The 13,283-nt window shown below is 38.5% G+C and carries 15 protein-coding genes and 1 pseudogene; 11 read left to right on the forward strand and 5 right to left on the reverse strand.

The window, feature by feature from the left end; translation table 11 throughout:
* Window positions 1–93: 93 nt before the first annotated feature.
* On the reverse strand, window positions 94–1,368 hold the full coding sequence (locus tag FW754_RS06425) for a replication-associated recombination protein A (RefSeq protein WP_446324152.1): 1,275 nt from the start codon (window positions 1,366–1,368) through the stop codon (window positions 94–96).
* Between the two features lie 105 nt (window positions 1,369–1,473).
* Complete coding sequence (locus FW754_RS06430) at window positions 1,474–1,926, reverse strand: YcgN family cysteine cluster protein (protein WP_446324153.1); 453 nt, start codon at window positions 1,924–1,926, stop codon at window positions 1,474–1,476.
* 192 nt (window positions 1,927–2,118) lie between these two features.
* Between FW754_RS06430 and FW754_RS06435 the strand changes: the two genes are divergently transcribed.
* From FW754_RS06435 to ahr, 8 genes and pseudogenes are all read left to right on the forward strand, one after another.
* The gene (locus tag FW754_RS06435) at window positions 2,119–2,277 is read left to right on the forward strand and encodes a DUF1328 domain-containing protein (protein WP_409510621.1); all 159 of its coding nucleotides are present in this window, start codon (window positions 2,119–2,121) and stop codon (window positions 2,275–2,277) included.
* Window positions 2,278–2,495: 218 nt separating this feature from the next.
* Window positions 2,496–3,233, forward strand: coding sequence for a dienelactone hydrolase family protein (locus FW754_RS06440; RefSeq protein ID WP_446324154.1), 738 nt, complete (start codon window positions 2,496–2,498; stop codon window positions 3,231–3,233).
* A gap of 87 nt (window positions 3,234–3,320) precedes the next feature.
* Window positions 3,321–3,683: an HIT family protein gene (locus FW754_RS06445; protein ID WP_446324155.1), complete on the forward strand. Its 363-nt coding sequence runs from the start codon at window positions 3,321–3,323 to the stop codon at window positions 3,681–3,683.
* A gap of 127 nt (window positions 3,684–3,810) precedes the next feature.
* Entirely contained in the window at window positions 3,811–4,845 is a 1,035-nt protein-coding gene (mutY, locus tag FW754_RS06450; RefSeq protein ID WP_446324156.1) for an A/G-specific adenine glycosylase, read from the forward strand.
* A gap of 92 nt (window positions 4,846–4,937) precedes the next feature.
* On the forward strand, window positions 4,938–5,480 hold the full coding sequence (locus tag FW754_RS06455; protein WP_419346252.1) for a M23 family metallopeptidase: 543 nt from the start codon (window positions 4,938–4,940) through the stop codon (window positions 5,478–5,480).
* Between the two features lie 26 nt (window positions 5,481–5,506).
* Entirely contained in the window at window positions 5,507–5,752 is a 246-nt protein-coding gene (locus tag FW754_RS06460) for a hypothetical protein (protein WP_409510616.1), read from the forward strand.
* Window positions 5,753–5,785: 33 nt separating this feature from the next.
* Window positions 5,786–6,341 (forward strand): annotated as a pseudogene (locus FW754_RS06465) (DNA-3-methyladenine glycosylase I).
* 48 nt (window positions 6,342–6,389) lie between these two features.
* Window positions 6,390–7,412, forward strand: coding sequence for an NADPH-dependent aldehyde reductase Ahr (gene ahr / locus FW754_RS06470; protein WP_409510614.1), 1,023 nt, complete (start codon window positions 6,390–6,392; stop codon window positions 7,410–7,412).
* 193 nt (window positions 7,413–7,605) lie between these two features.
* On the opposite strand, the gene FW754_RS06475 is transcribed toward ahr, so the two are convergent.
* A complete protein-coding gene (locus FW754_RS06475; RefSeq protein ID WP_446324157.1) occupies window positions 7,606–9,042 on the reverse strand; it encodes an aminotransferase-like domain-containing protein in 1,437 nt (478 codons plus the stop codon).
* A 110-nt stretch (window positions 9,043–9,152) separates the two neighbouring features.
* Between FW754_RS06475 and FW754_RS06480 the strand changes: the two genes are divergently transcribed.
* Window positions 9,153–9,560 carry a hypothetical protein gene (locus tag FW754_RS06480; RefSeq protein ID WP_446324176.1) on the forward strand — a complete coding sequence of 136 codons (408 nt, stop codon included), beginning with the start codon at window positions 9,153–9,155 and terminating at the stop codon, window positions 9,558–9,560.
* Here FW754_RS06480 and FW754_RS06485 read toward each other — a convergent pair.
* A complete protein-coding gene (locus FW754_RS06485) occupies window positions 9,520–10,410 on the reverse strand; it encodes a LysR substrate-binding domain-containing protein (RefSeq protein ID WP_409510611.1) in 891 nt (296 codons plus the stop codon). The two genes, FW754_RS06480 and FW754_RS06485, sit on opposite strands and share 41 nt — an antisense overlap.
* Window positions 10,411–10,527: 117 nt before the next feature.
* Between FW754_RS06485 and dkgB the strand changes: the two genes are divergently transcribed.
* Together dkgB and FW754_RS06495 are read left to right on the forward strand one after the other, a co-directional pair.
* The gene (gene dkgB, locus FW754_RS06490) at window positions 10,528–11,361 is read left to right on the forward strand and encodes a 2,5-didehydrogluconate reductase DkgB (protein ID WP_446324158.1); all 834 of its coding nucleotides are present in this window, start codon (window positions 10,528–10,530) and stop codon (window positions 11,359–11,361) included.
* A 6-nt stretch (window positions 11,362–11,367) separates the two neighbouring features.
* Entirely contained in the window at window positions 11,368–12,525 is a 1,158-nt protein-coding gene (locus tag FW754_RS06495) for an MFS transporter (protein ID WP_446324159.1), read from the forward strand.
* Between the two features lie 83 nt (window positions 12,526–12,608).
* Here the strand turns inward: FW754_RS06495 and FW754_RS06500 are convergent, their stop codons facing one another.
* Window positions 12,609–13,259 carry an START domain-containing protein gene (locus tag FW754_RS06500; RefSeq protein WP_446324160.1) on the reverse strand — a complete coding sequence of 217 codons (651 nt, stop codon included), beginning with the start codon at window positions 13,257–13,259 and terminating at the stop codon, window positions 12,609–12,611.
* Between the last annotated feature and the right edge of the window lie 24 nt (window positions 13,260–13,283).

The raw sequence follows: 13,283 nt of genomic DNA on the forward strand, positions 1-13,283 counted from the left end.
ATCTAGCGATAGAAAGAATATACATATTCTAAACCTTTTTCAGTGAACTCACATCCAATTAAAAGATTTAGAATTGCATTTTAGCCGATCAAATTATTGTTGTTGCTGACTTTGTTGCCATCTACGCTGTTGTAATTTTTCACCTTCGACTTCACGTTTATTACGTGCCGATTCATATAACTTGGTACCTTTAAGTTCAGGCGGTAAATATTCTTGCGTAACAAAATTTTCAGAATAATTATGCGGATAAAGATAATCAACACCATACCCCTGATCTTTCATCAGCTTGGTTGGTGCATTTCTTAAATGCAAAGGTACAGGTAAATTTGCTGTACGTTCAGCAAGTTCCATCGCTTTATTGATTGCTAAATAGGTACTGTTACTTTTAGCACTCGTCGCCAAATAGACCGCACATTGCCCTAAAATAATTCGACATTCAGGCATACCAATCGCTTGTACTGAGCGGAAGCATTCACCTGCAAGTAACAATGCATTTGGATTTGAATTACCAATATCTTCTGATGCCGCTACTAACATACGACGCGCAATAAAGACAGGATCTTCACCACCTTTAAGCATACGTGCCATCCAATACAACGCTGCATCAGGGTCACTGCCTCGAATGGATTTAATCAATGCCGATACCAAATCATAGTGCTGTTCACCTGACTTATCATAGCGGGCAATATTTTGCTGTGCGACTTTAACGACTTTGGCATTGGTGATGATATTTTCAACATCAGGCTCAAAAGTACTTGCAATCAAATCGAGTAAATTTAAAGCCTTACGTGCATCACCTGCTGCAAATTGCACAATGGCATCAAACTCTTCAAACTGCAAAAATCTTTCTTGTAAAAACTTGTCTTGTTGAATCGCTCGGGTAAGTAAATCTTGAATCGCATCATTGCTCAAAGCATTCAAGCTATATACCTGACAGCGTGATAATAATGCACTGTTGACTTCAAAGGATGGATTTTCTGTCGTTGCACCAATTAGAGTGATTTTGCCCTTTTCTACTGCATTCAGTAACGCATCTTGTTGTGATTTATTAAAGCGATGAATTTCATCAATAAATACTACAGGCGTGAGTAGGTCACCACTTTCTGCAATAATTTCACGTAGCTCTTTTACACCAGTATTCAGTGCAGAAAGGCTGACAAAAGGTCGATCAACCGCTTGAGCCAAAAGCAAGGCAATGGTGGTTTTACCTACGCCTGGCGGGCCCCAAAAAATAATCGAAGGTAAATGCCCTTGATCAATCATTTGACGTAAAGGTGCCTGATCACCCAATAAATGATCCTGCCCGATAATTTCGGACAAATCACGGGGACGCAGTCGTTCAGGAAGTGGAATTTGTGTATCAGACATAAGACTTATGATTATAAATTGAGGCTGTTCTTAGTCTACTATGGAAAGCCTCAAACAACATATAAAAGCCAATATTTTTAAATAAGTGGATTATTAAAATGATGCTCAACGTACCCATTTTACAATGTATTCATCAATCTCTTCAGGATCAATCTCAGCCTCTGAAATACAGCGCCCTGCAACCGATTTTCGAGCTTTAATGACGTTATGGCGTGAACCTGTAATGAGATGATGCCAAGCAGGTAAACTCTTACCCTCATTGACTCTACGATATGCACAACTATTTGGTAGCCAATGAATATTTTGTAATTTTTCAGATGTTAATTGAATACAATCAGGAACATACTGCATGCGGTTTGGATAATCTGAACAATGCCCTGTTGTGCAATCAAGTAATTTACACGCCACTTTGGTATAGGCAATTTCATTAGTTTCATCATCTTCTAATTTGATTAAGCAACATTGCCCACAACCATCACACAAAGCCTCCCACTCCGCTTGTGTCAGCTGCTCAAGCGTATAGTTTTTCCAAAACTCTGTGCGCAATTCATTGCTCATTTCAATTGATTTTCCAAGCCTTTAGATCAATTATAACAGTTCTAAGCTTTGAATTTGATCTTACAAATATCAACTTCAAATACTCTTGTTACACTTCTACAGCTTGCTCACATGAGTACAACATAAATTCACACGCTTAAAATTACATCACACCTATACTAAATTTAATCGATAAAAAAGAAGGAGAAGAGTATGTTCCGTTGGGCTATTATTTTCGCCATTATTGCACTTGTTGCGAGTCTATTTGGCTTCGGTGGTGTCGCAGGTATGTCGAAAGACTTTGCTGTCATTTTATTGGTTATTGCTGTCATTTTAGCCATAGTTGGATTTTTATTTAAGGGTCGTGCCTAAAAAAATTATGTGCTAAACATACAATAACTTAGTTTATATAAGAAGAAGGCTATATGCCTTCTTTTTTAATTTCAAATATATAGCTCAATAGATATTAGGTTATTGAAGAAATATAATTTCTCACATTTCAATTGTTAATATTGGCAACAAAGTCATTTTAAAAGTATATTTTTATGATTTAATCGAGCTATTCCCTCATCTTTATAAGGATTTAATGCATGACTCTTGCCATCCAAACACGTGAAGTGGTTTATCAAGACAAAGATGGTCATCAACTGATCGGTTATTTCGCTGCACCTGAAAATGCACAAGCTGTTGCAGGCGTACTTGTTTCACCTGAATGGTGGGGCCGCAATGAATATACCGAACAACGTGCACGTGAACTTGCAGAACATGGTTATGCAGCCCTTGCGATTGATATGTATGGTGATAAAAAAGTCACAACAGATGCATCTCAAGCCTATGCATGGATGATGGATACATTTAAAAACGCCAATACTATTGTTGATCGTGCAACTGCTGCACTCGAAACATTGGCAGCACAGCCTGAAGTCGATTCAAATCGTGTGGCGGCGATTGGCTTTTGCTATGGTGGTAAAGTCATTTTGGATCTTGCACGTTCAGGTGCACCGCTAAAAGCTGTTGCCACATTCCATGCAAATTTGAGCGCTCAATCTCCTGCTGAAAAAGGCAAAGTTCAAGCTGAAATTTTAGTATTACACGGCGAACAAGACAGCATGGTGTCCTTAAATGATGTAGAAGGATTTAAACAAGAAATGACTCAAGCTGAAGTGACTCATCATGTCACTATTTTAAAAGATGCGAAACATGGTTTCAGTAATCCACTTGCTGATGAACGTGCTCAAGCCAATAATGTCGATTTGGGTTATAACGCGGCTGCGGAAAAGCAAAGTTTGCAAGAAATGTATGCTCTACTACAACGTAAACTTTCTTAAAATAAATGAACGAAAAGATCATCTTTTTAGCTTTACGACATACGGTAAAGTCATTCAAGATGGCATTAATACTTAGAGGAAAATATCATGACTGACAAAAAATGCCCTTATTGCGAATTTGATGAATATGACATCATTGCGAAAAATGAGTATGGCGTTATTTTGCCTGAACTGAGTCCAATCTCGAAAGGACATTCAGTTATTATTCCACTACGCCATGTCGATTCTTTTTTTGAAGTTACTGAGAAAGAACGTAAAAGTCTATCTTCACTTCTTGAGCTTGCACGCAATGAATTGAAAATCCGTCATCAACCTGAAGGTTTCCATATTGCATTTAATGATGGCAATGTCTTTGGTGATGATCAAGCTGAGCACTTCCACATTCACATTATTCCACGTTATAAAAACGAATCATTAAAATTGGATCAACGTTGGGGTATTACAGCTTAAAGTTTATTTTGAAATGACAAAGACGTTTCGGCGTCTTTTTTATTATCCATCATATTGCATCCTCGTTCAGTGCTATTCTTCGCTATACTGCTCTCGTCTTTTCCCATCTTTAATTCTTCTGAGTCCTATGTCTTCATTTTCTTTTTCTGATGCACTCTTAACATGGTTCGATGTACATGGACGCCATGATTTACCATGGCAAGTGGCAGATGATCCTTACAAAGTTTGGGTTTCAGAAATTATGTTACAGCAGACTCAAGTCAAAACAGTCTTACAATATTTCCAAAAATTTATAGATCGTTTTCCAACAGTCGATGATCTTGGTAAAGCATCATGGGATGATGTCGCTCCCTATTGGGCAGGGCTTGGTTACTATGCTCGTGCTCGAAATTTACACAAATCCGCAGGTATTGTGCATCAAACAGGAAGTTTTCCAAAGACATTAGAAGAGTGGATCGCATTACCTGGCGTAGGACCTTCCACTGGTGGGGCACTAATGTCACTCGGACTACGCAAATATGGTGTGATTATGGATGGTAATGTAAAACGAGTACTTGCCCGTTTTCATGCCATTGAAGATGATTTGAGTAAGCCAATACATGAACGTGCAATGTGGCAACTTGCAGAAAGTCTTTGCCCAACTGAGCGTAACCATGACTATACTCAGGCGATTATGGATTTAGGTGCAACCATTTGCACACCGAAAAAACCACTGTGTCTATACTGCCCAATGCAACAGCATTGCAAAGCACATGCACAAGGACTCGAAACTGAATTACCGTTTAAAAAAGCTAAAAAGCCTGTACCTATCAGATATGCTAAAGTTTTATTGATCGAGTCAGATGGACAATGGTTATGGCAGCAACGTCCGAGTAGTGGCTTATGGGGTGGTTTATGGAGTTTGCCTATTATTGAAAATGACATTGAGTTTGATCAAATTTGCCAAAGCTTAAAACTCATTTCTAAAACAAAATCTATGCAAATTTCACATAGCTTCACCCATTTTACGTGGATTCTCACGGCACAAATATTCAAAGTTGAAGCAGAGGAAAAAGAGTATTTATTAAGTGAATTGGATGGCGAATGGTTATCGCCACAAAAAGCTACACAAATGGGCATTCCTACAGCGATGAAAAAATTGATCTCTGCTGTTGATCTATGACATAGTCGGATACGAGCTAAAAATAACTCATACTTATAACGTCAAATTCACTTGATTAAATGATCTCATCATTTTTAATAATAGGATTACCTGTGTCCCGCTTATTGTCCTTGAGCCTGCTTGGTTTTATGCTCACCCTACTTAGTGCCTGTACCACAGCACCTAAAAAACAAATTCCAATAACATTACCGACAGAAACAGTGTTACAGCTTAAAGCGAGTCCTATGCCAAAGAAGCTACCTATTCCTGTCGATGGCATTAAAACCAGCCAACTCAGTGATACTTGGGGAGCATCACGCAGTCAGGGACGTAGCCATGAAGGTATTGACATTATGGCTCCACGTGGAACAAAAGTGTTGAGTAGCACCAATGGCATAATCACAAGTTTGAAAAGCAATAATTTGGGTGGCATAGTCATTTGGATGATGGGACCTGCGGGGACATATCATTATTATGCGCATCTCGATGGACACAAACGGGGTCTAAAAGAAGGTGACTATGTTAAAAAAGGCGCATTGATTGGTTATGTCGGTAATACAGGAAATGCAAGACACACTGCCCCTCATTTGCACTATGGATTATACTTAGAGGGTAAAGGGCGTGGTGCGGTTAATCCCTATCTCTATTTACGTTAATTTTTTAAAATCAGGAATTACATTTCATGTCAGAAGCTTTCATTGAGCGCATGGTTACATTTGCAGAATCAGGCAATCAGCAAAAAATTGTACTGAATGATCAAACGCATCAAGGTTGGATTATGGAAATTTCTGAAGATTCCCTCTTGATCAGTACAGGATTTGCAGATAAAACAGGTAAGGATATTTGGATTAAATTCACAGATTTAGAACAAGCACAATTATCCTATTGGGATAATCAAACAGATCAATGGGCAGATTTCAAAATCTAAATACTCTGCCCAACTTATAGCGGAGTAAACTTCATGACAACCCAACGCTGTGGATGGTGCTCCGATGATCCGCTCTATATCGCTTACCATGATTATGAATGGGGTATCCCAAATCATAATGAACAACATCTATTTGAAATGCTATGTCTTGAGGGGCAACAAGCTGGACTTTCTTGGATTACTGTACTAAAAAAACGTGAGCGTTATCGTGAACATTTCTTTCAGCATTCGATTCTACACATTGCCCAACTGACCGATCAACACCTTGAATATAAATTACAGGATGCAGGTATTATCAGGCATATTGGTAAACTCAAAGCCATTCGGGATAATGCCATTGCTTGGGAAAATATGAAAGCTCAAGGTATTAATATGGTCGATTGGTTATGGAGTTTTGTAGAAAGTGCACCAAAACTTAATGATGTCCCCAATTATAAACAAGCGCCTGCACAAACTGAAATAAGTCAAAAGCTATCCAAAACACTGAAAAAAAAATGGCTTTAAATTTGTCGGACCAACAACCTGTTATGCTTTTATGCAAGCCGTAGGTATGGTTAATGACCATGAAAATAGCTGTACATTTCGCTAATCACCCATTCAAAAACGATAAAATCTTTCTTCTATAAGGAATGACACAATGACAAACAATACAATCAATGCTTATGCAGCACACAGTGCAGGCGCAGAACTTGTTCCTTACCAATTTGATGCTGGCGAATTACAAGCTCATCAAGTTGAAGTCGAGGTTGAATACTGTGGACTTTGCCATTCTGATGTTTCAGTAATTAATAATGAATGGGGCAATGCAGTTTATCCAGTTGTTGGCGGTCATGAAATTATCGGTATCATCACTCAACTAGGGTCAGAAGCGAAAGGTTTGAAAGTTGGGCAACGCGTTGGAATTGGTTGGACTGCGGAAAGTTGTCAGTACTGTGACCCATGTGTCAGTGGTCAGCAAGTACTTTGTACAGGAGAGAAGAAAGCGACTATTGTAGGTCATGCAGGTGGTTTTGCAGATAAAGTTCGTGCAGGTTGGCAATGGATTATTCCTCTTCCTAATGACTTAGATCCTGAAAGTGCTGGCCCATTACTATGTGGCGGAATCACCGTATTTGACCCTATTTTAAAACATCAAATTTCAGCCATTCACCATGTCGGTGTAATTGGCATTGGTGGTTTAGGTCATATGGCGATTAAACTACTTAAAGCATGGGGCTGTGAAATTACTGCATTTACTTCAAGCCTAGACAAGACCGATGAACTCAAAGCTATGGGGGCAGACCATGTCGTCAATAGCCGTGATGCAAGCGCATTAAAATCTCAACGTGGCAAATTTGATTTATTGCTGTGTACCGTGAACGTGACTTTAGATTGGAAATCGTATTTAAATACCCTAGCACCAAATGGTACTATTCACATGCTCGGTATGGTGCTTGAACCGTTAGCAATTCCTGCAGGAACACTAATTAGTGGTGCAAAATCAGTTACGGGCTCTCCTACTGGCTCTCCATTTGCACTACGTCAACTTTTACAATTTGCAGCACGTAAAAATATCGCACCACAAATTGAGCTGTATCCGATGTCAAAAATTAATGATGCCTTGGAACGTCTACATTCAGGTCAGGCACGTTATCGAATTGTGTTAAAAGCTGATTTTTAATAAACCGTACTAATCTCTTTAATCGCTATCGGAAGTGATAATTTTTTACTTACTTTTTCTGTTCAATAGAATCCATCCCAACCTCCCTTTAAAAAAGGGAGGTTGGGATGGATTCTAATCTAATATTAAACAGATTCGTAATATTCCCCTCTTTTTAAAGATGAGTAGCAAAGCTACGCAAGAGGGAAAATCTTTAAGCCACATTTTCTACGTCTAACTCCCCTCTTACCCAATCTGCCAACAACACAAGCGCATCTTTAATTTCATCTGACAACTCATGCCCTGCATTTAAACGAATACAATTGTTATAACGATTGTCCTCGCCAAAAATTAAACCCGGTACGATATTAATACTGTGCTCTTGTGCAAAATAATACAGCGCCAAACTATCAATTTGCTCAGGAAACTGTAACCACAATGCATAACTGCCCTGCGGTTCATTTAAACGAATATCGACATCATAAAAAGCAGAATGAATAAACTGACGATACTGCTCCACCTGCACCATCAATTTAGGACGTAACTCAGTGAGATGTTGACGATAAGCTCGACTAAAAATTAAATCGGCAAGTCCCAATTGTAGCGGTGTATTTACCGATATATTCTGCAACATTAACTTGGCATGTAAATGTTGCAAGCGCGATGGTAGGCAAAACCATCCCACTCGATACGCAGGTGATAAAGATTTAGAAATCGAACTACAATAAATCACATAACCATCTTGATCCCAATATTTGATTGGCAATGGACGCTTTGCATTGAAACTACATTCTGCATAAATATCATCTTCAATCACATAGCATTGATATTTTGAAGCAAGTTGAGCAATTTTTTCTTTCTCTGCGTTGCTCAGACAGAAACCTAAAGGATTCTGAAAATTGGCCGTTAATAGACATACTTTTGCGCCTGAATTTTGCATTTCCAGTTCTAATCGTTCTAGGTCAAAACCTTCAGTATTAGCAGGAATTTCAACAATTTTTCGGTTCAATAAAGCTAATAATTGCAACTGACCATTATAGTTAGGGGTTGGAACAATAATACTGTCACCTTCATTGCTCACATTTTGTACCATGATGGATAATGCAGGCATACAGCCATTGCTGATATAAATATCATCCTTAGCAATATAAAAGCCATCTTCAGCCCAATGCACTGACAAAGCTTCACGTAACTGTGAATGACCTTGCCGATTGTTATATAAAAAGTCTTCAGGTTTACAATGCTTTAAAGCACGTTGAATAGAACGTCTAATTGCCTCGACAGGTACTAGATTTGGGGACAGTTGAATTGAACCTAAATGAACTAAGCGACTGTTGGCTGAAGCTTCATGGATTTGTATTTGTAAATCCAAGTTAGAAATATCACGGGCATGCGATTTAAAATCGGGATGATTCGGTACAGCAATTTGCGGTTTTTGCGTAAGAGATTGTACAAAGTAACCCGATTTTTCTTTGGCATAAATCAAGCCTTGCGCTTCAAGTAATTCATAGCAACTTTTTGCAGTATTCAAACTAGTACTTTGCAACTCAGCAAACTGCCGTAAAGAACTAAGTTTTTGCCCAACAATCAATTCACCGCTATAAATTTTCTGTGCAACCTGCTCTGCTAATACCTGATATTGAAATGCCATATCTGTACCCAAATTTTAATAATAGTTGTATCTGTATCTATTAAACTAACAGATTTATTCTTCTTTTACAGTTAGTTTTTAAATCCAATTGATTTAAAAGGAGAAAAATGATGAGAATGATCGTACTTGCTTGCATCGCTTTTGGGCTGACAGCCTGCCATCCTCAACAGGTCAACAAAGCTGCACAACAACAGCATTTCATTTGTAAATCATTGATTGAAGGTTTTTTAAAAACACAAAAATTAGGTGAATATCAGCTGAATCATTTGCAACCCACTTTGCATCAAACGGCAGCTAAACGTGAATATACTTACCAAGCAAGCGCTGATCACTCAATGAAAATTAACATGCCATCACAGCAAAATTTAAAGTTTGAATGTCTACAAAAAACTGCTGAGCAATTCGATATTCAATTAGTCAATCCACAACAAACCCAAAACCAAACTTTACTGAGTTTAAGTTTACCACCGCAAAAAACTATCGATACTTTGACAGCTTTTTCGCTAAAAACTCAATGAATAAACGGACACGTTTCGGCAAATGTTCCTGCTGATAATACACCGCATGGATGTGTTGTTCATAAATGTCTATTTGATCTTCAAACAGTGCAATTAATCGATTTTGTTTCAGATCTCGATGTACTAAAAAGGCAGATAAACACGTAATACCTAAACCATCCAATGCCATTTGTCGAACCGTTTCACCATTAGAAGCTTTAATTTTAGGACGAACTGTCAACTTTTCACCATTAATTTTGATTGGCCAAGTATTTAAATGCGATACCTTGCTAAAGCCAATTTGAGGATGATTGAGAATGTCTTGAGGCGTTTTCGGATAACCATTTTTTTCTAAATATTCAGGGCTTGCCACAAGGTATAAGCGACTTTTACACAACAATCGTGCATGTAAACTTGAATCATTCAGCTCACCAAAACGGATTGCCACATCAGTTTTATGTTCGAGTAAGTCAATCACTTGATCATTAGAGTTGAGTTCAATTTCAATATTTGGATAAAGCTGATTAAACTCAGACATTAACGGAACAATCACATGCAAGACAAATGGCGTTGCTGAATCAACTCTAATTAGCCCCGAAGTATCACCATCCGATTTGAGTAAAGCATCTTCGGCTTCATTTAAATCATGCACAATTTTTCGAGCTTTTTCTAAGAAAATATGCCCTTCTTGTGTCAATTTTAATTTTCGAGTTGTACGCTCTAACAAAGTCACATTCAGTTTAGACTCAAGGCGTTGTAATGCACGACTAACACCAGACGTTGTTTGGTCTAACTGTAATGCTGCTGCTCCAATTGAGCCACTATCAACAATATTAATAAAAGCATTTAATTCTTCTAAGGTCGATTTCATATCACCAATACAACTCGCAATAATTGATTTTTAATCAATAATATTTTGCCAATTCACCACTTTAATGGCAACAATAAAACTTGCAAAATACACTCAATCTAAAAATGAAGAATATTCATGTCACAAACGACTTTATCCTATACACCTAAAATCATCCCTGCTTTCGGCGTAGGTACATTCCGCCTATCGGGTCAAACGGTCATAGACTCTATTAAAACCGCTTTAGATGTCGGTTATCGTGCAGTAGATACGGCACAAATCTACGGCAATGAAGCCGAAGTTGGACAAGCGATTGGTGAAAGTCATATTCATCGCAATGATTTATTTATCACCACAAAGATATGGACAGAGCACTATCGTGCAGACAAACTTATTCCAAGTTTAAAAGATAGTTTACAAAAATTGCGAACCGATGCGGTCAATCTCACCCTGATCCATTGGCCTGCACCGTCACTTGGAATGTCTGTAGCAGAAATGATGCAAAACCTACTTGAAGCCAAACAACAAGGTTTAACCGAGCATATTGGTATTTCTAACTTCAATATTGATTTAACACAACAAGCGATTGATGCCGTGGGTATTGAAAATATTGCCACTAATCAAATTGAACTCAGTCCTTATTTGCAAAATCATCAGTTAGTCAATTATTTACAATCCAAACATATTGATGTGACCTCATATATGACATTGGCATATGGCAAAGTATTGAATGATCCTATTTTGAGTGACATTGCCAAAAACCATCAGGCTTCAACTGCTCAAATTGTCTTAGCATGGGCATTACAAGAAGGCTTTGCTGTGATCCCTTCTTCGACAAAACGGGAACACTTAATGGCAAATTTGAAAGCACAAGATATTCAATTGACCCATGAAGAAATTCAATTGATTCGACAACTTGAATGTAATAGACGTGAAGTAAATCCTGAAAATTTAGCACCAATTTGGGATTAGTCCGATATGAAAATTAACTTTCCCTTACTCGCCCTTGCCATTGGTGCATTTGCCATTGGTACAACAGAGTTTTCTCCCATGGGATTTTTGCCACAAATTGCAGAAAATCTCAATATTTCTATTCCCACCGCGGGTATGCTCATCACTGCTTACGCACTTGGCGTGATGATTGGTGCACCAATCATGACTTTATGGTTTGGACATTTTCCACGCCGTAAAGCTCTGATTATTTTAATGGGCATTTTTACACTAGGTAATCTTTTTGCGGCAATTGCTCCCAATTATTGGGGCTTAATGGGCGCACGAATTTTTACCAGTTTAAACCACGGCGCATTTTTCGGTATTGGTTCAATTGTTGCCACAAGTGTTGTACCAAAAGATAAACAAGCGAGTGCAGTTGCGATGATGTTTATGGGGCTGACTATTGCCAATATCGGCGGTGTACCTTTAGCCACATGGATTGGACAAAATATTGGTTGGAGAATGTCTTTTGCACTGATTGCAATCTTAGGTGTCATCACCATGCTCTCTCTTTGGAAAGCACTGCCTGAGGGTGAACTCGGGCAACGTCCTGATGTCAAAGCAGAACTCAAAGTTCTAACACGCTTGCCTGTAGTACTTGCATTACTTACAACGGTGATGAGTGCGGGTGCGATGTTTACCCTATACACCTATATTGCACCGAGCCTACATCATATTACCCATGCGACACCAACTGTCATTACATTCATGTTGGTTCTCATCGGCATTGGCTTTTCAATTGGCAATCATTTAGGCGGAAAGTTTGCAGATTTATCGGTATCCAAAACCCTAATTGGCTTCTTGGTTGTTTTGATGGTGATGATGTTGCTCTTTCCAATCTTAGCAAAAACGACGATTGGTGCTGCCATTGCATTGATCATTTGGGGGGCAGCAGCCTTTGCCGTAGTTCCCCCTTTACAAATGCGTGTCATGTCTGTTGCACATGAAGCACCAGGCTTAGCATCATCGGTCAATATTGGTGCTTTCAACTTAGGCAATGCCTTAGGAGCCGGGGCTGGTGGCGCAGTCCTCAGTATGAACATGAGTTATGCCATGGTTTCAACCACAGGTGCTGTCCTAACTGCAGTAGGATTAGTTTTAGTCTTTATTCAAATGAAGATGAGCAAAGAACTTGTACAATAATTCATTCACTAATGTGGCTAAACATCAAAACAAAAACCTTCAAATATGACGTTGAAGGTTTTTGTTTTAAAACGACTTAAAAATTATTTCAACATCACAGGTAAAGCGGGTAATACACTGTTCTTTGCCAATTCTGCTTTCATCTTTTGCAACATTTGATAAGGCTGCTGCTCGACCAACATATTGGTCACACTTTGCGGAATTGAACCTTCAGGGTCAGCAAAACCCGTCGTAGTCACTTTAGTTTTATTACCTGCTATTTTTTGAAAAACCCAATCGCCTTCATAATTTTTTAAACGAATATAATTCGGATTTAGCGGTTTACCTGAAGCAATGGCTTTATTTTTAATGCTAATTGTACCATTGGCATCTTTAAACATTTTCCCTTTCACTACCATATCACGGTCTTTTAAGGGAAATGGAAAATCGAGCACCATATATAGAGTGAACTCTCCTTTTTTATCATCACGAGATAACACTTCAGCACGAGCCACATTGGGCACCCACTTCGGTGTATTTTGCACATCTAAAACGAGGGCAACTGCTCGCTCAATTGGTACATCATAAGTCGTTTCGCCTTTATAAGATAAAACCGTCTGACTCGGATCTTGATAAGTCCAAACTTTAATATTATTTTTATTCATACTAAGTTTAGCATTGGCAGGTAAAGCCGCCTGTGTAGTCAGGCATATTGCACTGACCACACACGCAAATAACATCACTGTTTTTTTCATTCGAAATTCTTTTCTAGATCATTT

It is taken from the genome of Acinetobacter sp. 1207_04 (genome assembly GCF_052850415.1).

What these genes read in the sequence shown, in the direction of transcription:
- FW754_RS06500 (WP_446324160.1), bottom strand. Translation starts at nt 13,259, where the DNA reads ATGAAAAAAACAGTGATGTTATTTGCGTGTGTGGTCAGTGCAATATGC.
- FW754_RS06495 (WP_446324159.1), top strand. Translation starts at nt 11,368, where the DNA reads ATGAAAATTAACTTTCCCTTACTCGCCCTTGCCATTGGTGCATTTGCC.
- FW754_RS06440 (WP_446324154.1), top strand. Translation starts at nt 2,496, where the DNA reads ATGACTCTTGCCATCCAAACACGTGAAGTGGTTTATCAAGACAAAGAT.
- FW754_RS06480 (WP_446324176.1), top strand. Translation starts at nt 9,153, where the DNA reads ATGAGAATGATCGTACTTGCTTGCATCGCTTTTGGGCTGACAGCCTGC.
- FW754_RS06485 (WP_409510611.1), bottom strand. Translation starts at nt 10,410, where the DNA reads ATGAAATCGACCTTAGAAGAATTAAATGCTTTTATTAATATTGTTGAT.
- FW754_RS06435 (WP_409510621.1), top strand. Translation starts at nt 2,119, where the DNA reads ATGTTCCGTTGGGCTATTATTTTCGCCATTATTGCACTTGTTGCGAGT.
- FW754_RS06445 (WP_446324155.1), top strand. Translation starts at nt 3,321, where the DNA reads ATGACTGACAAAAAATGCCCTTATTGCGAATTTGATGAATATGACATC.
- ahr (WP_409510614.1), top strand. Translation starts at nt 6,390, where the DNA reads ATGACAAACAATACAATCAATGCTTATGCAGCACACAGTGCAGGCGCA.
- FW754_RS06430 (WP_446324153.1), bottom strand. Translation starts at nt 1,926, where the DNA reads ATGAGCAATGAATTGCGCACAGAGTTTTGGAAAAACTATACGCTTGAG.
- FW754_RS06425 (WP_446324152.1), bottom strand. Translation starts at nt 1,368, where the DNA reads ATGTCTGATACACAAATTCCACTTCCTGAACGACTGCGTCCCCGTGAT.
- mutY (WP_446324156.1), top strand. Translation starts at nt 3,811, where the DNA reads ATGTCTTCATTTTCTTTTTCTGATGCACTCTTAACATGGTTCGATGTA.
- dkgB (WP_446324158.1), top strand. Translation starts at nt 10,528, where the DNA reads ATGTCACAAACGACTTTATCCTATACACCTAAAATCATCCCTGCTTTC.
- FW754_RS06460 (WP_409510616.1), top strand. Translation starts at nt 5,507, where the DNA reads ATGTCAGAAGCTTTCATTGAGCGCATGGTTACATTTGCAGAATCAGGC.
- FW754_RS06475 (WP_446324157.1), bottom strand. Translation starts at nt 9,042, where the DNA reads ATGGCATTTCAATATCAGGTATTAGCAGAGCAGGTTGCACAGAAAATT.